The sequence below is a fragment of the Affinirhizobium capsici genome, from assembly GCF_977018625.1.
Genome location: NZ_CDRNXD010000004.1, coordinates 1,939,681 through 1,960,813 on the forward strand (window position 1 = coordinate 1,939,681; position 21,133 = coordinate 1,960,813).

The 21,133-nt window shown below is 57.9% G+C and carries 21 protein-coding genes and 1 pseudogene; 13 read left to right on the forward strand and 9 right to left on the reverse strand.

What is annotated here, in order from left to right; genetic code table 11:
* The first annotated feature begins 234 nt into the window (after window positions 1-234).
* On the forward strand, window positions 235-681 hold the full coding sequence (locus tag AC0JZ1_RS12755; RefSeq protein WP_471882726.1) for a DoxX family protein: 447 nt from the start codon (window positions 235-237) through the stop codon (window positions 679-681).
* A gap of 96 nt (window positions 682-777) precedes the next feature.
* On the opposite strand, the pseudogene AC0JZ1_RS12760 reads toward AC0JZ1_RS12755, so the two are convergent.
* The 4 genes and pseudogenes from AC0JZ1_RS12760 to hisS form a co-directional block, all read right to left on the reverse strand.
* A pseudogene (locus AC0JZ1_RS12760) lies at window positions 778-1,160 on the reverse strand (VOC family protein).
* A gap of 110 nt (window positions 1,161-1,270) precedes the next feature.
* Window positions 1,271-1,966 (reverse strand): ATP phosphoribosyltransferase, encoded by a 696-nt coding sequence (hisG, locus tag AC0JZ1_RS12765; RefSeq protein ID WP_471882727.1) that lies wholly within the window; start codon window positions 1,964-1,966, stop codon window positions 1,271-1,273.
* Window positions 1,963-3,087: an ATP phosphoribosyltransferase regulatory subunit gene (locus tag AC0JZ1_RS12770; RefSeq protein ID WP_471882728.1), complete on the reverse strand. Its 1,125-nt coding sequence runs from the start codon at window positions 3,085-3,087 to the stop codon at window positions 1,963-1,965. Before AC0JZ1_RS12770 ends, hisG begins: the two co-directional genes overlap by 4 nt.
* Window positions 3,088-3,091: 4 nt before the next feature.
* The gene (gene hisS / locus AC0JZ1_RS12775) at window positions 3,092-4,612 is read right to left on the reverse strand and encodes a histidine--tRNA ligase (protein ID WP_471882729.1); all 1,521 of its coding nucleotides are present in this window, start codon (window positions 4,610-4,612) and stop codon (window positions 3,092-3,094) included.
* A 162-nt stretch (window positions 4,613-4,774) separates the two neighbouring features.
* On the opposite strand from hisS, the gene AC0JZ1_RS12780 reads away from it, so the two are divergent.
* The 4 genes from AC0JZ1_RS12780 to AC0JZ1_RS12795 all read left to right on the forward strand — a co-directional run bounded on the left by AC0JZ1_RS12780 (window position 4,775) and on the right by AC0JZ1_RS12795 (window position 7,238).
* The gene (locus AC0JZ1_RS12780; RefSeq protein ID WP_471882730.1) at window positions 4,775-5,524 is read left to right on the forward strand and encodes a hypothetical protein; all 750 of its coding nucleotides are present in this window, start codon (window positions 4,775-4,777) and stop codon (window positions 5,522-5,524) included.
* Window positions 5,525-5,571: 47 nt separating this feature from the next.
* On the forward strand, window positions 5,572-5,937 hold the full coding sequence (locus AC0JZ1_RS12785; protein WP_471882731.1) for a hypothetical protein: 366 nt from the start codon (window positions 5,572-5,574) through the stop codon (window positions 5,935-5,937).
* Window positions 5,938-5,988: 51 nt separating this feature from the next.
* The gene (gene copM / locus AC0JZ1_RS12790) at window positions 5,989-6,357 is read left to right on the forward strand and encodes a CopM family metallochaperone (RefSeq protein ID WP_471882732.1); all 369 of its coding nucleotides are present in this window, start codon (window positions 5,989-5,991) and stop codon (window positions 6,355-6,357) included.
* A 152-nt stretch (window positions 6,358-6,509) separates the two neighbouring features.
* The gene (locus tag AC0JZ1_RS12795) at window positions 6,510-7,238 is read left to right on the forward strand and encodes an HAD family hydrolase (protein ID WP_471882733.1); all 729 of its coding nucleotides are present in this window, start codon (window positions 6,510-6,512) and stop codon (window positions 7,236-7,238) included.
* Here the strand turns inward: AC0JZ1_RS12795 and AC0JZ1_RS12800 are convergent.
* The gene (locus AC0JZ1_RS12800) at window positions 7,212-7,841 is read right to left on the reverse strand and encodes a DNA-3-methyladenine glycosylase I (RefSeq protein WP_471882734.1); all 630 of its coding nucleotides are present in this window, start codon (window positions 7,839-7,841) and stop codon (window positions 7,212-7,214) included. The genes AC0JZ1_RS12795 and AC0JZ1_RS12800 overlap by 27 nt on opposite strands.
* 200 nt (window positions 7,842-8,041) lie before the next feature.
* Here AC0JZ1_RS12800 and AC0JZ1_RS12805 point away from each other — a divergent pair, with 200 nt between their 5' ends.
* Window positions 8,042-8,881: a L,D-transpeptidase gene (locus AC0JZ1_RS12805; protein WP_471882735.1), complete on the forward strand. Its 840-nt coding sequence runs from the start codon at window positions 8,042-8,044 to the stop codon at window positions 8,879-8,881.
* 121 nt (window positions 8,882-9,002) lie between these two features.
* Window positions 9,003-9,689 carry a L,D-transpeptidase gene (locus tag AC0JZ1_RS12810; protein ID WP_471882736.1) on the forward strand — a complete coding sequence of 229 codons (687 nt, stop codon included), beginning with the start codon at window positions 9,003-9,005 and terminating at the stop codon, window positions 9,687-9,689.
* A 204-nt stretch (window positions 9,690-9,893) separates the two neighbouring features.
* Here the strand turns inward: AC0JZ1_RS12810 and glcF are convergent, their stop codons facing one another.
* From glcF to AC0JZ1_RS12825, 3 genes are read right to left on the reverse strand one after another with little or no spacing between them, the layout of a single operon-like run.
* Entirely contained in the window at window positions 9,894-11,183 is a 1,290-nt protein-coding gene (gene glcF / locus AC0JZ1_RS12815; protein ID WP_471882737.1) for a glycolate oxidase subunit GlcF, read from the reverse strand.
* A gap of 3 nt (window positions 11,184-11,186) precedes the next feature.
* Window positions 11,187-12,395 (reverse strand): glycolate oxidase subunit GlcE, encoded by a 1,209-nt coding sequence (gene glcE / locus AC0JZ1_RS12820; protein WP_471882738.1) that lies wholly within the window; start codon window positions 12,393-12,395, stop codon window positions 11,187-11,189.
* Entirely contained in the window at window positions 12,392-13,831 is a 1,440-nt protein-coding gene (locus tag AC0JZ1_RS12825; protein WP_471882739.1) for an FAD-linked oxidase C-terminal domain-containing protein, read from the reverse strand. Before AC0JZ1_RS12825 ends, glcE begins: the two co-directional genes overlap by 4 nt.
* 256 nt (window positions 13,832-14,087) lie before the next feature.
* Between AC0JZ1_RS12825 and AC0JZ1_RS12830 the strand changes: the two genes are divergently transcribed.
* The 5 genes from AC0JZ1_RS12830 to AC0JZ1_RS12850 all read left to right on the forward strand — a co-directional run bounded on the left by AC0JZ1_RS12830 (window position 14,088) and on the right by AC0JZ1_RS12850 (window position 19,479).
* Window positions 14,088-14,591 (forward strand): NUDIX hydrolase, encoded by a 504-nt coding sequence (locus AC0JZ1_RS12830; RefSeq protein WP_471882740.1) that lies wholly within the window; start codon window positions 14,088-14,090, stop codon window positions 14,589-14,591.
* Window positions 14,592-14,649: 58 nt separating this feature from the next.
* Window positions 14,650-16,254, forward strand: a complete 1,605-nt coding sequence (locus AC0JZ1_RS12835; RefSeq protein ID WP_471882741.1) for an inorganic phosphate transporter — start codon at window positions 14,650-14,652, stop codon at window positions 16,252-16,254.
* Between the two features lie 12 nt (window positions 16,255-16,266).
* Window positions 16,267-17,004 carry a 16S rRNA (uracil(1498)-N(3))-methyltransferase gene (locus tag AC0JZ1_RS12840; protein ID WP_471882742.1) on the forward strand — a complete coding sequence of 246 codons (738 nt, stop codon included), beginning with the start codon at window positions 16,267-16,269 and terminating at the stop codon, window positions 17,002-17,004.
* A 122-nt stretch (window positions 17,005-17,126) separates the two neighbouring features.
* Complete coding sequence (locus AC0JZ1_RS12845) at window positions 17,127-18,500, forward strand: glutamate--cysteine ligase (RefSeq protein ID WP_471882743.1); 1,374 nt, start codon at window positions 17,127-17,129, stop codon at window positions 18,498-18,500.
* A 118-nt stretch (window positions 18,501-18,618) separates the two neighbouring features.
* Complete coding sequence (locus tag AC0JZ1_RS12850) at window positions 18,619-19,479, forward strand: DUF937 domain-containing protein (protein ID WP_471882744.1); 861 nt, start codon at window positions 18,619-18,621, stop codon at window positions 19,477-19,479.
* A gap of 158 nt (window positions 19,480-19,637) precedes the next feature.
* Here the strand turns inward: AC0JZ1_RS12850 and AC0JZ1_RS12855 are convergent, their stop codons facing one another.
* Window positions 19,638-19,916 carry a YjiS-like domain-containing protein gene (locus AC0JZ1_RS12855; protein ID WP_471882745.1) on the reverse strand — a complete coding sequence of 93 codons (279 nt, stop codon included), beginning with the start codon at window positions 19,914-19,916 and terminating at the stop codon, window positions 19,638-19,640.
* 197 nt (window positions 19,917-20,113) lie between these two features.
* Between AC0JZ1_RS12855 and AC0JZ1_RS12860 the strand changes: the two genes are divergently transcribed.
* A complete protein-coding gene (locus tag AC0JZ1_RS12860; RefSeq protein ID WP_471882746.1) occupies window positions 20,114-21,070 on the forward strand; it encodes a LysR substrate-binding domain-containing protein in 957 nt (318 codons plus the stop codon).
* The last annotated feature ends 63 nt before the right edge of the window (window positions 21,071-21,133 follow it).

Genomic DNA, 21,133 nt, shown 5'->3' on the forward strand with positions numbered 1-21,133 from the left:
ATCTCCTTCCAATCTTTATTTTGTTAGAGACAGGATGAAGTAGCGTGGCTGAATGCGAGATGAAGTCGTCATTCATGAAATGGCCGGTCACGACGGCTCACACCCCGATCACGGTGATGTCGTCAACCATTATCGAACAATGCGTCTCCTACTGTTCATCTTTCTTGCTGCGACGTTCTGGCGCATAGTCCGTCCATCAAGTTAACGCCGCCACGGCAAATTCGGAGACATCCTATGTCCGCCACCAATAATGCGCTGATCCTCGTCGCGCGCATCCTGCTCTCCTACATCTTCATCACATCCGGTTTTGGCAAGTTGACCGATCCTGCTGGTACGGCTGGCATGATCACCGGCGCTGGCCTGCCTGCTGCCACGGCTCTGGCCTACCTTGCTGGCGCATTCGAGCTGCTAACCGGCCTTGCCGTTCTGGTTGGTTTCCAGACCAAGATCGTTGGTTTCGCCCTTGCTGCCTTCTGCATCTTCACTGGCGCTGTTTTCCATTCCGGCACGGTTGCCGTTCCTGGCTGGCCTGATGCGGCCCTCGGCTGGATCAATACGCTGAACGGCATCATGATGATGAAGAACTTCACGCTGGCTGGCGCTTACATCCTGCTTGCTGCTGTCGGTGCTGGCGCTTACTCCATCGACGCCCGCCGCGGTGCAGCACCTGCCATCGCATAAAGCTTAGTCTGACCTCCCAGACATGAAGAACCCGCCGGAAGCCACTTCCGGCGGGTTTTCCATGCGATAATCTGACGAAAATCAGGTGTCTTGCAGTCAGCCGTTAAAAACCACGGCAATTTTATTACCTGTTGGGTCGCGCATGTAGGCCGAATACCAGTTTGCCCCATAATCTGGCCGAGGTCCGGCGGCTCCTTCATCTGTCGCACCAAGTGCCATAGCGCGCGCGTAGAACGCATCAACTTCTGAGGAAGATGCCGCAGGAAAGCCTACCATGGTTCCGTTTCCGCTGCTGGCCGGTTCATCGTTAAATGGCTGACGACCCAGACCGTTATGCCGTCTTTTTGTCCCTTGGCGGAATAGCCGCGCCAACTGCCAAATGTTGTATGGGCCGACCAGCCAATCGTTGCCAGCACTTCATCATAAAATGCATGTGCTGCCGCTGCATCGCAGGCACCCAGTGTGACGTAGAATTGCATTGGCTTTCCCCCTCGCGGTGAGAGGAAAAGCTAGCGCAAAGATCGGAACAAATAAAGAACAAAATTTCCGACGCTGGCGCGGTTAGCCACGCCACCGCCAGTCGCACCATTTACAACACGCTTTGAATAGCCCTGACGATGCGGGCGACGGTTTCATTGCCCTCATGCTCCGGCTTTCTGGCACGCACGAGGCAGGCTTCAGAGCGCAGGATCACGCCATCGGAAAGAAGCTTCAGATGGTTCGCCTTCAGCGTGGAGCCGGTGGAGGTGATGTCCACGATGATATCCGCCTGCCCTGCCGCTGGTGCGCCCTCGGTGGCACCAAGGCTCTCGACAATGCGGTAGAGCTGGATGCCGTGGCTGTGGGAAAAATGCTGCTGCGTTAGCCGCCAGTACTTCGTGGCAATCGCCAGACGACGACCATGGCGGGAGCGGAATTCCGCTGCCACATCACCAAGGTCCGCCATGGTTTCCACATCGAGCCAGATGTCCGGCACGGCCACCACGACATCCGCATGGCCAAAGCCAAGGCGGGCGGCAATCTCTACACGCTTATCCGCTTCCGCTAAACCTTCGCGGATAAGGTCTTCGCCAGTCACGCCGAAATCGACCGTGCCATTGCCGATTTCGCGGGAAATCTCCGAGGCTGAGAGGAAAGCGATTTCCACATCGTCCCAGCCTTCGACGCGCCCGCGATAGGAGCGGTCATTGCCAACGGCGACGATCTTCATGCCTGCCCGCTCGAACACGGCGGAGGCATCGTCCTTCATGCGACCCTTGGAGGGCAGACCGATGGTAATCGTCATCGTGATGCCTCCACCGACTTTTCAATTCTGTCCAGCCACATGGAAAAGCCCACGGCTGGAATATGATCTTTCGCGCCAAGCAGCGTCAGCATCCGGTCATAGCGACCGCCACCCACCAGCACATCATGGTCGCCGCGCACGGTGATCTCGAACACAAGTCCGGTATAGTAATCGAGCGGACGCCCGAAGGCCGCCCGCCAGGTGATATCGGCCAGCGAAGCGCCTGCTTTTGCCAAAGCCGCGACACGCGCGTCGAAGCCCGCAATCGCCTCATCCAACGGCAGACCGGCGGAGCGGGCAAAATCCGCCAGCACGCCCGGCGCATAGCGCAGCGATACATTGATGGAGAGAAACTCCTTCAGCGCATCGAGCTTTGCAGTATCCAGCGAAGCGCCAGCCAGCAGCCGCTTTTCCTTCAGGCGACGCACAATTTCTTCCGGCGCACGGCTGGCATTGGTGAGGTAGCCGGTGCGCTCCATCTCACCCTTCAGGTGCAGTGTAAGGCCCGCGTCATCGCCCGCTTCCAGCAGCATTTCCACTTCAGGCGACAAACCGGCGACAGGTTGCGGCTTGGCGAGACGCGCAATCATCGCTTCCAGCACATCGGTCTGGCCGAAGGCGCGCACAAGGCGGCGCTGCCAGCCGGAGGGCAGACCAAGAGCCGCGACGACCGCCTCGAACACCGCCTGATCACCAATGGTGACGGCAAAGGCGCGGCCCGGCAAAATCTGCTGCAGGCAGGCCAGCGCGTCCGCCACGCTGCGGGCATCGGCTGTTGCTGCATCCTTCTCGCCGAGATCCTCGATCCCCGCCTGATAGAACTCGTTTGCGCCTTCGCGGCGCTGGCGAAACACCTGCCCCAGATAGGAATAACGCTTCGGCGTGCCGGTTGCGGTTTCGATATGGCGCAGACAGACGGGAATGGTGAATTCCGGGCGAAGGCAGAGGCTGTCTCCCCGCTCACTCTCGGTCAGGAAAATCCGGCGGCGTAGATCCTCACCGGCCATATCCAGAAACGGCTCGGCGGGTTGAATGACCGGCGTATCCACCCGCGACGTGTTGCGGGCGGCGAACTCGCTCAGGATCGTTTCGGCAAAATCCGGCATATCGGTCAGCGGCATGGGCTCAGACGCCCTTTGCCCGACGACGGTCTTCCGCCTGATGCTCGAGGATTTCTTTTACCTTCGCTACCAGCTCCGCTTCCGGCACCATGACTTGTGCCACACGGGCCTCACGCCACTCGGTGTTATCGGTAATTTCGCCGGAGAGGCGCTTGCCCTCGATCAGATCCTTGATCTGCACCACGCCCTCAGCGCGTTCATCACCGCCCTGGATGATGGCAATGGGTGAGCCGCGACGGTCAGCATATTTCAACTGGTTGCCGAACTTCTTCCAATTGCCCTGATACATCTCGGCGCGAATGCCTTCATTGCGCAGCGCCTGCGTGAAGCGCTGGTAGCGGCCCATGGCCTCCACATCTCCATCCATGACGGTGACGAGAACCGGAGCCAGAACCTCATCCTGCCCCAGCTTGCCGAGATTTTTCAGTGCCGTCATGAGACGCGACACGCCGATGGAAAAGCCCGTGGCCGGGACCGGCTGCCCCATGAAGCGGGAGACGAGACCATCGTAACGACCACCACCACCGACAGAGCCGAAAACGACCTTGTCTCCCTTCTCGTTGGTCACATCGAAGGTAAGTTCGGCTTCGTAAACGGGGCCGGTGTAGTATTCGAGGCCGCGAACGACTGAAGGGTCGATCTTGATGCGTGAGGCGTCATAGCCTGCGCTTGTGACGAGCGCACCAATGGTGTTGAGCTCATCAACGCCCTCTGCGCCCTTGGAGGTTGCGGCAACCATTTCGGCCAGTTCAGCCGCACTTTCCGCATAGTTCTTGATGCCGACGAAGAAGAGTACCTTCTGGATCTGCTCGTCATCCAGCCCCGCACCCTTGGTGAAATCGCCGCTTTCATCCTTGCGGCCCGGACCCAGCAAAAGCTTCACCCCTTCCGGGCCGAACTTGTCTAGCTTATCAATTGCCCGCAGCACGTTCAGACGCCGCGCCGCATTCTCATCACCGCCGAGGCCAATGGCTTCCATCACACCATCCAGAACCTTGCGGTTGTTTACCCGGATCACATAATCGCCGCGCTTGATGCCAAGCGCTTCCAGCGTATCGGCCATCATCATGCACATTTCAGCATCGGCCTGAACGCCCGGTGCGCCGACCGTATCGGCATCGAACTGCATGAACTGGCGGAAGCGGCCCGGGCCGGGCTTTTCGTTGCGGAACACATAGCCAGCGCGATAGGTGCGGTAAGGCAGCTGGATTTCGTTGAAGTTTTCCGCCACATGGCGGGCGAGCGGCGCGGTCAGGTCGTAGCGCGCCGACATCCACTGCTCGTCATCATCCTGAAGTGAGAAAACGCCTTCGTTCGGGCGGTCGCTATCGGGCAGGAATTTGCCCAGCGCATCGGTATATTCAAACAGCGGTGTCTCGATGGGGTCGAAACCGTAGCGTTCATAGACTTCGCGGATCTTGGCAACCATTTCATTCGTGGCATGGATATCGGTGGCTGTCCGATCGACAAAGCCGCGCGGCAGGCGGGCCTTCAGTTTCTGCTGTTTTTGCTTCTTGTCGCTCATGATCGTCTTCCATTGCCACGGCTCTGCTAAAAAGCCGGAATTTTGACCGGTTTCTTAGAGGATGGCGCTGCAAGCGGCAAGGGCGAAGGGTAGAAGTGCGGCATCCTCATGGATATAAATGCCGCCAATTTTCTGCTTCCTCTCCCTAACCTTGCAAGGCCCATGATTTTAGAAGCCCTGAACTATGGCGCAAGCTGGCCGCTGACGCCGAAAGCCTTTCGCCCGCATGTTTCCTCGTCAATCGCGCTCTGGGCGCGGGCGCGCCGTTGCGCGGCACATTGGGCACCTCATGAGGTGCAATCGAAAGCGCATATCATCAGCGCTATGAAGGGGCTGAAACAGCGCCGCACAGCGGTGGTTCTCGGCTCCGGCCTGTTGCGCGATGTGCCGATCCACGAACTGCTTGCGGCTTTCGATACGGTGGTGTTGGTCGATCTGGTGCATCTGGCGAGCGTCCGAGCCTGGGCGGTCCTGAAGGGTAAGAAGAAGCTGCGGTTGATCTCTCGCGATTTGTCCGGTCTGGACACAGCAAGAACGGGCCAGATGCCCGAGCCGCTCTCTTTCCTGCGACAGGTGCCTTATCTGGATTTCGTGGTCTCTGCCAATCTTCTCTCTCAGATCGGGGTGGGCGCACGACGGGTGCTGGAAACGGAACGGCGCGATGCGAATGCCATTCTGCCGCTGATGATCCGCGCGCATCTGGAAGGTCTCGCCGCCTTGCCCTGCAAAACCTGTATTGTGACAGATGTGGATTACGAGGTGCGCAACCGACAAGGGCTTTTGGTGGAACAGGGCGACCTTCTGGCGGGTGTCGATGCTCCCAATGCGCTTTCCACCTGGGAGTGGACCGTCGTTCCCTATGGCGAAATGAGCCCGGACACCATTGCCGTGCATCGCGTGATTGCTGCTTGAGGCACTCAAGCAAGTGAAACAGAAATTCACTTGCCAACGGCCGCGCCATGTCTAACTCTCAGCTCATGCGCCGATTTTCTGTCCTCGCCATGTTTGTGAGCCTATTGATGCAGCTTGCCATGCCTGCCATGGCAATGCCTGTGACACAGGCCATGAGCCAGATGGAGCACAGCGGGCATGACAATTCCGAGCATCACGCCAAAGCAGGGCATGAGAAAGAGGCACAAGCTCCGCACTGCCCGCTGGCAGCGCTGGGCTGTAATATGGCCATGTGCATTGTCTGTACGGCTTTGAGCCCTATCGTTCCTGTTGCCGCTACACCGAGCCTGCTTGGCGGCGCACCGGCACCGGATCTGGTTCAACCCATGGCGCAATCTGTTCCCCGCCCACTTCTCCCTCCTCCACGCGCCTAAACTCTGTTTCCCCGAGTGAAGACAATTCAAACGCTTATGGAGAAGATGACAATGAACATCTCAACCCTGTCCGCTGCCGTTCTGGCACTTGGCCTCGTGGCTTCCCCCGTCCTTTCGCAAGAGATGAAGGGGCATGATGGACATGCGGACATGTCCACGCACGGTTCCGCCTCCACCAAGGCTTTCGAGAAGGCCAATGCCGACATGCATAAGAACATGATGATCAAGTTCAGCGGCAAGACGGATGTGGATTTCGTGCGGTCCATGATCCCGCATCATCAGGGCGCTATCGACATGGCGCGCATCGAACTTGAGCATGGAAAAGACCCGGAAATCCGCAAATTGGCCGAAGAGGTGATCAAGGCACAGGAGGCGGAAATCAAAATGATGAAGGATTGGCTGGCCAAGAACGGCGGCTGATTTTTCAGTATCCAATCAAAGTGCGGCAGACGCTCGTCATGCGGCACTCGAGGTAGACTCCACTGCCGCCCCCTCTGTCCGGCTGGACAGAGGGGGTCTATTGCCTTGGTTCATTCGCTGCTTAAATTGAGAAAAAGCAAGGGAGGCAGGGCATGACAATCCGTCCCATCACCACCATTGGCTTCGATGCCGATGACACATTGTGGCAGAACGAGCAGTTCTACAGGCTGACGGAGCAGAGCTTTCGCGACCTATTGGCCGATTATGCTGAAGGTGAGTCGGTGTCCGAGCGATTGCTGGAAGCGGAGCGCCGCAACCTTGCCCATTACGGCTTCGGCATCAAGGGATTCACCCTTTCCATGATCGAGACCGCGCTTGAGGTGACCGAAGGCAAGGCTCCCACCAAGGTGGTGGGCGATATTTTGGAAATCGGTCGTGAACTCCTAAAGCATCCGGTGGAATGCCTGCCCCATGCGCGGGCTGCTTTGGAAGCCTTGCGGGGCCAGTATTTTCTCGTGCTGATCACGAAAGGCGATCTGTTCGATCAGGAGCGAAAGCTCGCCCAATCCGGCCTTGGCGATTTCTTTGACGCGGTGGAGATTGTCTCGGACAAGACGGCCACCACCTATCGCCGAATTTTCGGCAAGCATGGTGAGGGGCCGGAACGGGCGATGATGGTGGGCAATTCGCTGAAATCAGACGTGGTGCCCGCCCTCGCCTCAGGTGCCTGGGGTGTGTTCGTGCCACACGAACTGACCTGGATTCTGGAGCATGTAGAGAAACCCACGGAGGCACCGCGCTTTCGCGAAATCCTCGATCTCGGCGAACTGCCGGCCCTGATTGAGGAGATAGGATCAGGGCCGAGCGAAGGACGCGCGTAGAGCATCAATCTCCGGCTGCTTGTAGCAGCCATCCAGATGGTCGTTCACCAACCCCATGGCCTGCATGAAGGCATAGACGGTGGTGGGGCCAACGAATGTCCAGCCCCGCTTCTTCAGATCCTTGGAAAGACGAACCGATACAGCCGTGGTGGGATTAGCGCGCAGGGTCTCCAGATCCATCACCGTTGGCCGCTCATCCGGCTTTGGCTCGTAGGACCAGAAGAAGCGGGCAAGTGAGCCGAACTCCTCACGCATTTCAATGGCGCGGCGGGCATTGTTGATGGTGGAGGTAATCTTGCCGCGATGGCGAATAATACCCGCATCACTGACCAGCCGTTCCACATCCCCCTCATCGAAGCCAGCCACCTGATGGAAATCGAAGCCTGCGAAAGCGGCGCGGAAATTCTCGCGCTTGCGCAGGATCGTGAGCCAGGACAGACCTGACTGGAAACCTTCCAGGCAAATCTTTTCAAACAGGCGCACATCATCCGTCACCGGATGGCCCCATTCATTATCATGATAGCGCTGGTAATCCTCAAGGTTCTGATGCCAGGCGCAGCGGCAGCGGCCATCCATACCCTCGATAATGCCCGGCTTTGTCATCCCCAAACCTTCCCCCTCAGACCCGCGATTCAGCGGCTATCAACCATATTTGCGAACCGGCAATTAACCTTGCCAAAAGCTTTCGCGCAATCCGCACATTCGAACCACCCGAAATTTACCATTCGCTTGGTTCTCAGGCGGCAGGGTCTTTCCACGTTCAAAGCTCGTTGCAAGAGATGTGAAAAAGAGGGATGCCTTCGATGTCGAAGAAAGCGATGATGTTGATCAGTGCCGCGATGATCGGCCTCATCTCCGGGCAGGCGCAAGCCGATGATCGTTACCGCGAGCGTCCGCCGGTGATCGTTAGCCCCGATCTCAGCGCGCCTTGGGTCATGCAGCTTGGTGCGCAACCCCGTCCACAGGCAGGTTATCGCGTTCAGCCGCAGGTCAGGGACTACCGCGCCCCTTCAACGCGCAATGTGGACCAGCAGCGCTATGTCTATCAACCGCGCCAACCGGCCTATGTGGTGCCGCAAACGCAATCGACCCGGCTTCGCACCGATCGCGGCTTTGCGGATCGCCCTGTTCGCGCACCTGTTCAGGCCGCTGCCATGCAGCGTGTTCCAGTGATCAAGGGCCGCATCGAACCGCAATTCCTGCCACAGATGGTTTCCTACGAGACAAAGCATCCGGCTGGCACCATCGTCATCGATACCAACAACCGCTTCCTCTACCTCGTCATGGAAAATGGCCAAGCCAAGCGCTACGGCGTGGGCGTTGGCAAGCCAGGTTTCGAATGGGCTGGCAGCCACACCGTGACGCGCAAGGCGGAATGGCCAAGCTGGCATCCGCCACAGGAAATGATTTCGCGCGAAGCCGCCAAGGGCCATTACCTGCCCGCATCCATGGAAGGCGGGCCGGAAAATCCGCTCGGCGCACGGGCGCTCTATCTCGGCTCCACGCTTTACCGCATCCATGGCACCAATGCGCCCTGGACGATTGGCAGCGCGGTTTCCTCCGGCTGCATTCGTATGCGCAATGAGGACGTGACGGATCTTTATGGCCGCGTGAAAGTGGGCACCAAAGTTATCGTGATGTAAATGCCGCAACCGGGGCGAAGAATTTGCTTTTCGCCAAATCATTCTCGCCCCGGACACTTGCTTTTAAAATGCAACCGGCAAATTCTCGGCTTGGTTGTTTCTACACAAACTGGGGATGGGGATGAAACTGACGAAAACCCGGCTGGGCTTCATGCTGGCCGCTTCCACGCTGCTGGCCTTCACGGATACGGCTTTTGCCTTCACCCGCACGGCCGAACCGACACATGCAAATGGCGTGACACAGGTTGTTCAGCGCAAGCAGGTGGATGAGAAGTTCCAGCGCCGCATGGTGCGCCTTGCAACCAATGAAGCCCCCGGCACCATCATCATCGATACCAACAACAAGTTTCTCTACTTCGTGGAAGGCAATAACCGCGCCACCCGATATGGCGTGGGCGTTGGCCGTGAAGGCTTCGGCTGGTCAGGTGTGGTTAATATCGGCCGCAAGGAAGAATGGCCGGAATGGCGTCCGCCCAAGGAAATGATTGCCCGCGAAGCGCGCAAGGGCCATATCCTGCCGACCGTGCAGAAGGGTGGCGAAGACAATCCGCTTGGCGCCCGCGCCATGTATCTCTACAAGGGCGGGCGTGACACGATCTTCCGCATCCACGGCACCAACCAGCCCTGGACAATCGGCCTCAACATGTCATCCGGCTGCATCCGCATGATGAACAAGGATGTTGAGCATCTTTATTCACGCGCTCAAATGGGCGCGAAGGTCATCGTAATCGGCCCCGGCAACAAACAGGGCAATGTCGCTTTCGAAGATCGGGGCATCGATATTCTGCGCACGATTTTCGGTGGGTGAGCATTTCCAGGAAAAGTGCGTAGCGGTTTTCCGTCCGGGAATGCGTAAAAACAAAAGCTTAGAGCATTTCCAGGAAAAGTGGAAACCGGTTTTCCGTCCGGAAAATGCGCATAAACAAAAGCTTGGAGAGGCTCGGCGTTTTCGTGAAAAAATGACCCGCTCTAAGACAAGTGTCGGCGGCGGAGCAATCCGCCGCCTTTCCATTCAACCAAGCTTTTCCGGCTTTGGGCCACCATAGGCCCAATCCAGTAGTTCCACCGTATGAACGATGGGCATTTTCGTGCCGCTGCCGATCTGGGTCATGCAACCAATATTGCCGGTCGCAATGACATCCGCCTTCGTAGCTTCGATGTTCTTCACCTTGCGGGCCTTCAACTGCGCGGAAATTTCCGGTTGAAGGATGTTGTAGGTGCCAGCCGAACCACAGCAGAGATGGCCTTCCGCCGGATCACGCACGGCAAAACCCGCCTGGCGCAAGAGCGCTTTCGGCTGAAGCGTGATTTTCTGGCCGTGCTGCATGGAACAGGCGGAGTGATAGGCAACCGTCAGCCCCCGGCTTTCCTGTTTCGGCAAATCCAGCGCCGCCAGATATTCGGTTATATCCTTGGCGAGAGCTGAGACGCGCCGGGCTTTTTCGGCATAGGCAGGGTCCATCCGCAGCATGTGGCCATAATCCTTGATGGTGGTGCCACAGCCGGATGCGGTGATGATGATGGCGTCCAGACCTCCGGCTTCGATTTCGCGCGTCCAGACATCCACATTGCGGCGAGCAAACTCCAGCGCCTGTTCCTCGCGCCCCATATGGTGAACCAGCGCCCCGCAACAGCCCTCCCCTTTCGGACGCACGATCTCGATGCCAAAGCGCGTCAGCAGCCGTTCGGTTGCCTCATTGATACGCGGATCGAGCACAGGCTGGGCGCAGCCGGAGAGGATGGCAACGCGCCCTCTCACCTCTCCCACCACACTTGCACGCGCTTCACTGGAAGGAGCAGTCAGTCTTTTCGGCGCAAGCTCCAGCATGGCGGCAAGCGGCTTGGCACCGCGAAAACCGGCGAGCACGGAAGCGAAAGGCCGCCCCAGTTGCGCTGCCTTCAGCGCCAGACGAAAACGGCCCGGATAGGGCAGAATGCCCGCCAACAAGGCGCGAATGAGCCGATCCATCAGCGGCCTGCGATAGGTATTTTCCACATGCACACGCGCATTGTCGATGAGGTGCATGTAATCGACGCCGGAGGGACAGGTTGTGGTGCAGGCAAGGCAGGACAGGCAGCGATCCAGATGGGTCACCACCTCAGCATCGGCGGCACGGCCGTTCTCCAGCATATCCTTGATGAGATAAATGCGCCCGCGCGGGCTATCCAACTCATTGCCAAGCGTCACATAGGTGGGACAGGTCGCCGTGCAGAAGCCGCAGTGCACACAGCGGCGAAGGATTGCTTCGGATTCGGCCACATGGGGATCGGCAAGCTGTTCGGCGGTGAAATTGGTCTGCATGGATCACGTCCTCGCCATCTTGCCGGGATTGAAGATCCCCTGCGGATCGAATTTTTCTTTGACCCGCTTTGAGAGAAGCGCGACCGCACTCGGCAAGGGCTCAAAACTATCGCACCAGGAGCGCATCTCCTCACTGGCCCGGAGCAAGCTGGCATGACCGCCGCCAATCTGGTGCATCACATGGCGGACGAGTTCCGCTTCAGGTTCTGATTCCATGCGCATCCACACCAGCCCGCCCTGCCAATCGTAAAAGGCATCGATGCCTGCTTCCATGCGCAGGGCAGCCACCATCTGGAAGCCAGAACTGGGGGCGACGGAGACTCGCCAGAGTGGCTTCTGCGTGCCATCGCAATAGGGGTGAACATCACGAATTTCCCGCCACAAGAGGCGGCTTTCCTCTGCATCCAGCCTAGAAACAGGCGCAAGCTGGGCCATGGCTTTCTCAAGCTTATCGGCACGGACGGAAACCGAGGCGGGCAGTCCTTCCAGCCGCAGAACCGTGGCAGCGCCTTCTGCCAGGGTGCCATTGATGAAACGGCCACGCACGCTTTCCGGCAAATGGGCAGCGCCCGATACTTCCACCGGCAGGCCCATGGCAATTGCCATTGCGCGCGCGGCATCGTTATCCTCCAACCCGCTCAGCACGATGGTCTGCTGGTCCTGTGGACGCGGCAAAACGCGGAATGTCACTTCTGTCAGGAACGCCAAGGTACCGAAGGAGCCCGCCAGCACTTTCACCAGATCTAGGCCGGTCACATTCTTCATCACGCGTCCACCGGCACGCAACACCTCGCCGCGGCCATTGATGAAGCGCAGACCTAGTAGATTGTCACGCGCGGCACCGGCTGTGAGCCGCCGTGGGCCAGAAGCATTGGTGGCAACAACGCCGCCAATTGTCGGCTCGCCTTCCGTCCCCATCATGCCCCGATGATCGACAGGCTCAAAGGCCAGCATTTGCCCATGATCGGAAAGCGCCTCCTCCACCTCTGCCAGCGGTGTGCCGGAACGCACAGTCATTACCATTTCCGCCGGATCATATGAGACAATGCCGGAAAGCCCGGCAGAGCGCAGAACCGCATCGGCAGTCACGGCATTTCCGAAACCGGAACGGGTATTACCGCCTGCTATGGAAAGTGTTCGCTTGGCGTCGGCGCAAGCGCGGATCATGTCCGCCGCTTCATCTTCCCGCGTTGGCACCAGAAGTTTGGTCATGCAGCAGGCCGTCCATCCAGAGGAAACACTTTCGATGGGTTGAGCAGCCATTGCGGATCGAAGGCGGCACGTACCGCCATTTGCTGATCAAGTTCTGCCTGGCTGTATTGATGGCGCATCAGGTCCCGCTTCTCGATGCCGACGCCGTGCTCGCCGGTGAGACATCCGCCTGCATCCACGCACAGCTTCAGGATCTCATTGCCCGCCGCTTCCGCCTTCGCCGCCTCCACCGGATCATTGGCATTGAACAGGATGAGCGGATGCATATTGCCATCGCCCGCATGGAAGACATTGGCGACCCGCAGGCCGAAGCCCGCCACGATCTCGCCGGTTCGCTTGAGAACATGGGAAAGCTGGCTAAGTGGCACGGTACCATCCATGCAGATGTAATCGGCAATGCGGCCCGTTGCACCGAATGCGGATTTGCGCCCCTTCCAGATCAGCGCCGCTTCCGTTGCCGATTGGCACTCCCGCACCGTTTTCACCCCATGTCGACGGGCGATCTCGACAATGCTGGCGAGCATGGCGTCCATCTCGGCCTCTGATCCTTCCACTTCCACGATGAGCAATGCCTCGACATCCAGTGGGTAGCCAGCCTTGGCGAAGGCCTCGCAGATTTCGATGGCGGGTTTATCCATGAACTCGATGGCAACAGGAATGATGCCAGCGCCAATGACATCCGCCACGCAGGAGCCTGCCTCTTCCGAACTCTTGAAGCCGAAAAGCACCGGCCTTGCCCCTTCCGGTCGCGCAAGAATTCGCACTGTCGCTTCCGTCACGACGCCAAGCTGACCTTCAGACCCACAGACCAGGCCGAGCAGATCGTAGCCAGCGCTATCAAGATGCTTTCCGCCAAGATCGATTACCGTGCCATCGGTCAGCACCATCTTGACGCCGAGGAGATTGTTGGTGGTGACCCCGTATTTGAGACAGTGCGCACCGCCGGAATTCATGGCAATATTGCCGCCAATGGTGCAGGCGAGCTGCGAGCTGGGGTCAGGCGCATAGAAAAAGCCCTCAGGCCCCACCGCATCCGAAATGGAAAGATTGGTCACGCCCGCCTGCACGATAGCGGTGCGTGCGAAGGTATCCACCTCCAAAATCCGGTTCATCCGCGAAAGGCCCAGCACAACGGCATCTTCCTGCGGAATGGCACCGCCGCAGAGCGAGGTTCCTGCCCCCCGCGGCACCACTGGCACGCCGTAGCGATGGCAATATTTCATGACCGCCGCGACCTGTGCCGTCGTTCGGGGCAGCACCACTGCCAGGGGCAGACGGCGATAGGCAATGAAGGCATCCGTCTCGAACGGGACGAGTTCGCGCGCCTCATGCACAAGGCAATCAGCCGGCAAAAGATCAGCCAGATCGGCGATAATCGTGGCGCGGCGTTCCAGCACCGCTTTTCTCGGTTCCAAAAACGAAATTACGTCCGACAAAGCCGCCTCCCCAACATGTCTTCACATTCCTCTCATCTTTGCGTGTTGCCAGCAACAAAAACGCGAACTCTCTTTTTTTATATGCATGCGTTACCATATGAGTTGGTGGTAGCCGGTTAAGGCTGGCGCAACTTATATTACCTAAAATCAGGCTGTGGAGGACGGTTCTACAACCGGAGTAGATGCGCAATCTCTATTGAACAGCTGTGCAAAGCATGATTCAGTTAACCATCTGTCTGACGGAGTAACGTAGCAAGTGAGTCTTCTAACCCAAATAGCCCGCAACGTGATGTTGATGATACGGCGACCGCCGCGTCAGCAATATGCGGCGCTGTGCTATCGGGTGGACCCGATATTGGGCCTTCAGGTTTTGTTGCTTACCAGCCGCGAAACCCGCCGCTGGGTTATCCCCAAAGGTTGGCCGATGAAGGGAAAGAAGGCGCACGCCGTCGCAGAGATTGAATCCTACGAAGAAGCGGGCGTGAAGGGCAAGGCGGAAAAGACCGCGTTCGGCTATTATGGCTATCTCAAAAAGCTGAAAAGCGGACTTAAAGTTCCTGTTCGCGTGCAGGTTCACCTGCTGCAGGTCGAAACGCTGCTGGACGAATTTCCTGAAGTGGGAACCAGAGACCGGGTGTGGACCGATTGCCGGGATGCGGCATCGCGTGTGCAGGAGCCGGAATTGCGAAATCTGATCCTTGCATTCGGCAATCGACCGGATAACAGGGTCACCACGAAGCTGAGAGCGGTGGGACACTAACCTGGCCGCAATGCTCGATTTGAAATTGAATTTCTTTTGAATTGTCAGGAATGAACAGGTGGAGCGCAACGGCATCAAGCTGCCTTTGAACGAACAGGAAACCGACGCCTCGGAAATGTTCGCGCATGGCCGCAAGCAGACGCTCGACAAAGATCTGGAAAAGATCAATCTCGTTGAAGATGCCTCTCGAGATCTTGGCAGGCGGCTGGCAGCACCGGGTGCCGCCCTCCTGTTCATTATCGGCGTCGTTCTGATTGCTCTTTCCACAGTCAGTGGGCATCCCGGCGGCAGTATCGCTGTGATCGCAGCCGTCCTTGCAGCCTACATGGCCATGAACATTGGCGCCAATGACGTTGCCAATAATATTGGTGCGGCCGTGGGTGCGCGGGCCATGAGCCTTGGCGCGGGCCTTGCCATAGCGGCGGTGTGTGAAATTGCAGGTGCGCTGATTGCAGGCAACCGGGTGGCAGGCACGATTGCGAACGGCATTGTCCACGTGGACATGATGGCTAGTTCGGAACATCTGGCACTTGCCATGATGGCGGCACTTCTTGCCGCTGCCGCATGGATCAATATCGCAACCTGGGTGGGAGCGCCCGTCTCCACGACCCATGCCATCGTGGGTGGCGTCATGGGTGCTGGCATTGCTGCGGCAGGCTTTCATGCTGTTCAATGGCAAGTGGTAGGGGCAATCGCCATCAGTTGGCTGCTCTCCCCTCTGCTTGGGGCCATGGTCGCCATCGCGGTTCTGGCCTTTATCAACAGCTTCATCATTTACGTGCCAGATAAGATTGCCGCTGCGCGGCGATGGGTTCCCGTGCTTATGGGCCTCATGTTCGGAGCCTTCACCACCTATATGGTGCTGGTTCTGCCGGATGATGTGATCATGATGACGAGGCTGTACGCGTCTCTGATCGGACTGATGGCGGGTATCTTGACCTGGTTTATCTCCAGACCTCTGATTGCCCGGAAATCCCGTCACCTTGAGAACCGGGAACGCTCGCTTCGCACGCTATTTCAGGTTCCGTTGATTTTCTCTGCGGCACTTCTTTCTTTCGCCCATGGCACGAACGATGTGGCCAACGCAATCGGGCCATTGGCTGCCGTCGTATCGGCCCTTCAGGGCGGCCCACAGGTGGGTGAGGCAGCCATTCCAATATGGGAACTCACCATTGGCGGCCTCGGGATTTCCATCGGCCTTTTGCTGTTCGGGCCAAAGCTGGTCAATCTGGTCGGCAAGGACATTACGAAGCTCAATCCGATCCGGGCCTATTGCGTGGCGCTTTCCGCGGCAGTCACTGTCATTCTGGCCTCCAGCATTGGTGCACCGGTCAGTTCCACCCATATTGCCGTTGGTTCCGTCTTCGGCGTTGGGCTGTTTCGGGAGTGGTACAACCGTAATTCCAAACGCCGGCAGAGTTACCTCGCCATGCGTTCGCAACAATTGGCGGAGCAGAAACCAGCAAGTGAGGGCGAAGCCCCGGAAATCACGCCAAAGCAGCCCAAGAAGCGCAAGGACGTGAATATCGATGAGGTCAATCGGCGCTATCTTGTCCGGCGTTCGCATCTTTTGACAATTGTTGCAGCCTGGACGGTAACCGTTCCGCTCTCGGCTGCCCTTGCAGCAGCCGTTACGATGATTATGTTGCGGCTTTTCGGCTAATCGAGTTTTTCCATGCGCGCCAATTTCCGTATGCAGCGGCTTAATCTTTCCGCGCCGCTTCATTCCGGTGTCTCTGTTGAGGCTTCCAGTGAGCAGTTCAATTATCTCATCAACGTCCTGCGCTACCAGGAAGATGATGAGGTGCTGGTGTTCAACGGACAGGATGGGGAATGGCGAGCGAAACTTTCCCTGCCCAGCCGCAAGAAATTAATGCTCACTGCGATTGAGCAGACGCGCCAACAGACGCCGCTTCCTGACCTGCACTATCTTTTTGCGCCCCTCAAAGTGGGCCGGTTGGATTATCTGGTTCAAAAGGCGGTGGAAATGGGGGCTGGTCTGTTGCAGCCGGTGATGACGCAGCACGTTCAGGGCAAGATCACCAATCTGGATCGGCTGCAGGCCAATGTGATCGAAGCGGCGGAACAGTGCGGCATTCTTTCCGTACCGGAGGTGAAAGCACCTTTGCGCCTCAAAGACCTGCTGGACAATTGGGATAGCGAGAGGCGCATCATCTATTGCGATGAGGGCGAGGAAAGCCAAAATCCGCTGCCTGTGCTGCAAGGCGTGACCGAAAGCAGGGTTGCACTGCTGGTTGGGCCGGAGGGCGGCTTCTCCGAAGAGGAACGTGCGCTCCTGCGCTCGCTCCCCTTTGTCTCAGCCATTCCGCTTGGACCGCGCATCCTGCGGGCCGATACGGCCGCCGTTGCAGCCCTTGCCGTTGTGCAGGCAACAATCGGGGACTGGCGGTAGATGGACTGGTACAAGCTTGCTGATTAGCTTTAAAAGAAATTCACTTGCACCGTGCAGAGTTACGGTCCAAGCACCGCATTCCCGGAATTTTCTCCGAACTTCATGACTGGACAAGGTCTCATATGGCCCGCGATACGACCGATAACACGCCGCTCACTTCGACCGCAGAACTCGCTGCTTATCTGGCGCAGGGCTGCAAGCCAGACAGCGATTTCCGCATCGGCACGGAACACGAGAAGTTTGCGTTTTTCCGCGCAGATAACAGTCCGGTTCCTTACTTTGGCGACTATAGCATCTCCGCACTTTTGAAGGGCATGCAGGATAAGCTCGGCTGGGAGCCGATCATGGACGGCGCCAACATCATTGGTCTTGGGGAGGCCAATGGCATGGGTGCCATTTCCATTGAGCCGGGCGGCCAGTTCGAACTTTCCGGCGCACCGCTGGAAACACTGCACGAGACCTGTCGGGAATCAAACCAGCACCTGGCGGTTCTGCGCCAGATAGCCGAGCCCATGGGCATTCGCTTCCTTGGTATTGGCGGCAGCCCGAAGTGGACCTTGGCGGAAACGCCGCGCATGCCGAAATCCCGCTACGAGATCATGTCGCGCTACATGCCCAAAGTGGGCACCCAAGGGCTCGATATGATGTATCGCACCTGCACGATCCAGGTGAATCTCGACTTTTCCTCCGAAGCCGATATGGCCCGGAAGATGCGGATTTCGCTGAAGCTGCAATCACTCGCCACAGCCCTTTTTGCCTCCTCACCGTTCACCGAAGGCAAGCCGAACGGTCTCCTGTCCTGGCGCGGCGATATCTGGCGCGATACGGATAATGCCCGCTCCGGCCTGCTGCCTGCGGCTTTGGCCGAGGGCTTCCGTTTTGAAGACTATGTGGAGTGGGCACTGGACGTGCCGATGTATTTCATCGTGCGTGACGGGCGCTATCACGATTGCACGCATGTCACCTTCCGCCAGTTCATGAATGGTGCGTTGAAGGGTGAAGTAACCGCTTGGCAGCCCACGATGGGTGACTGGACCAATCATCTCTCCACGTTGTTTCCGGATGTGCGCCTGAAGCGCTACCTTGAAATGCGTGGGGCCGATGGTGGCCCCTGGCGTCGCATTTGCGCCCTGCCCGCCTTCTGGGTCGGTTTGCTATACGACGAGGGGGCCATGCGGGCGGCAGAGGACGTGACACGCGACTGGTCTTTCGAGGATGTCAGCGCGCTTCGCGATGCGGTTCCTGCCGAAGGACTTACCGCCACCATCAAGGGACAAAGCCTGATGGGCATTGCCCGCGAGATCGTGACGATTTCATCCGACGGCTTGAAGCGCCGCAAGCGCCTCAACTCGGAAGGTCAGGACGAATCGATCTTCCTGCAACCGCTTGAGGAAATTCTGGCGAAGAAGCGGGTGCTGGCGCAAGAGATGCTAGCCCTCTTTGATGGTAGATGGAACGGCTCGGTCGAGCCTGCCTTTGAAGACTATCAATACTAACGGGTTTCGTAGGTTTCCCTCTCCTGATCGTGTGTATGGCGGTTGAAAACCGCTGCACAGTTTTCGCGATGCGCTATAGTGCTGATCGATAACAATGATCCGGAGAGGAGCCGACCGCATGATGCCGCTGTTCGATATGATCATGAGGGCGCAGAATGGCGCTGCCATGGATGCCATGGCAAAGCAGTTCAATCTTGCGCAGGAACAGGCGGCCCAAGCCATGGCAGCATTGCTTCCGGCATTCTCAACCGGCTTCAAGCGCTCCAGCGCCAACCCCTATGACATGACTTCGCTGATGAACGCGATGTTCTCCGGCAATTACGCCAAGTATTTCGAGGATGTCGGCAAGGCATTTACTCCGCAGGGCATGGCGGATGGCAATGCCATTCTGGAACGTCTCTTCGGCTCCAAGGATGTTTCGCGAGCGGTAGCCGAACAGGCGGCTCAATTGACGGGTATTGGACAAGACGTGCTGAAAAAGATGATGCCTGCCATGGCAGATACGCTGATGGGCGGGCTGTTCAAGCAGATGAGCGGCCAGATGGCCACCTCCAATGCATTCTCGCCGGATGCCATGACAAAGATGAGCGAGCAATGGCTTCAAGCCATCGGCTTCCAGCCCAAGCAGAAGCCGCAAAGCGATCCCTTTTCGTTCGATAACCCAATGATGCAGGCCATGCGCAGCTTCTGGGGCATGGACAAGCCGGAACAGAAATCAGCCAGCAATCCCTTTCTGGACAACCCCTTCACCAAGGCATTCCAGGATATGATGACCGGCAATTTCCAGCCGCGCCAAGCCGCGCCAGAGGCGGCTGCCCAGCCAAAGCAGGAACAGGCCCCTCCTCAGACGGATGCATTCAGAGCCATGTTGAACAGCATGTTCGATAGCGGGGTGGAAGCCCACAAGGCTTATCAGAAAAACCTTGAAGCCGTTCTGGAAGGCTATCGCCGTGGCACAAGCCCCAACCAGGACGCTTGACACAAAAAAGCCCGGCGGTTGGGGAACCGGCCGGGCAAGGAGCAGGGATATTGGCGTACCCTGCGGGGAAAATGAATAAGCGTTCCGGCGCGATAGGAGGCGATTGATCACGCCGGAACTTTGCGAAGTGGAAGGGACACCCCGCAGCATAATGGCAGTTACCGGAGGGACGCCCTGTTCTCACGCCGACGTGCAATGCGCGGCAAAGCATCAAACGGATCGTGCATCAGACGTGTATTGTCTAATGCCTGCTCAAGATCGCGACGCGTCAGGCCCAGGTCGCGGAGATGATGGTCATCCAGCGCCTGCAAATGTGTCATGGCTTTACGATTTTGGAGACCGCGCAAAACGGATTTCACACGCGCCGTGAAGGTTGCCGTGAGGCCCTCCAGCGAGAAGGCCGGTGAAGAATATATAGTCCGTTCGGTCGTGCGCATGGGTCTTCCTTTCTTGCAGGCACGAGGGATCACATCCTCCCCGCTAGAGGGAAGAGTGAAAGCGTTCACAGAGCGTTTGGAGAACCAAGGAATTAGGGTCGGTGCGTTCTGTTATGTTAGTCTTATCTCAGGATTCCTATTGATCAGTCCAACGAATGTTTCTAATGATTGATATCAGTTAACCTGATGGATCAGCCATGTCCGCACCTCTTGATATTGATCAGTTGCATACCTTTGTCGCCATAGTTGACACGGGAAGCTTCACCAAAGCTGCCGATCGCGTGTTCAAAACGCAAAGCGCGGTGTCCATGCAGATGCGCAGGCTGGAAGAAAGGGTGGGAAAGCAGCTTTTTGCCAAGGACGGGCGCGGAAATCGCCTGACAACCGAGGGCGAAAAGCTTTTGAACTATGCGCGGCGAATCATTCGTTTAAATAATGAAGCCATTGCAGCATTTGATGATAATCGACTTGAAGGCACTTTGCGCATCGGTACGCCGGATGATTACGCTGATCGCTACATGCCGGAAATCATCGGGCGCTTCGCCAAAACTCATCCCAATGTCGAATTGTTCATCGTCTGCGAGCCATCAGTCGATCTTGCCGAGAAAATGGCGAAAGGCGAGCTCGACATTGCGCTGGTGACCCACAACCCGCGCACGCGCCAATCGGATGTGGTGCGCACGGAGCCGCTCTGCTGGGTTGCTTCAGCAAACCATCCCTTGAAAGAAGAGTGCCCGGTTCCGCTCGCCGTTGGCAGGCGTGATTGCAACTGGCGGCAATTGGCTTGCTCCGCTCTCGATGCGGATGGACGCGATTATCAGATCCTCTTCACTAGCTGGTCGTCCACCGTGGTGGCTGCAGCCGTTCTGGCAGGCATGGCGGTTTCCGTTCTGCCCGAATCGGCGCTGCGTCCTGGCATGCGGGTGTTGAGCCAGGCGGATGGCTTCCCGCCCCTGCCCCCGGTGCAGATCGGCTTGATGAAAAGGGCCGGCCTTTCTACGTCGCTGATGACGGCCATCACAGACCACATTACAGCCTGCCTTGATAATATCTCGCCTGCGGTGGCGCCCGATGATGTTGATGGGGCAGACATCAAGCCTTTTGGCCGAAACGGAACCCGCCTTCGCAGCGTTCCCATGATGCCTGGCTGGTAACCCAACAGGCAAGGCCCGGCGGGAACGACCGGGCCATGCATGTTTCAATTGCGCTGCGCTTGA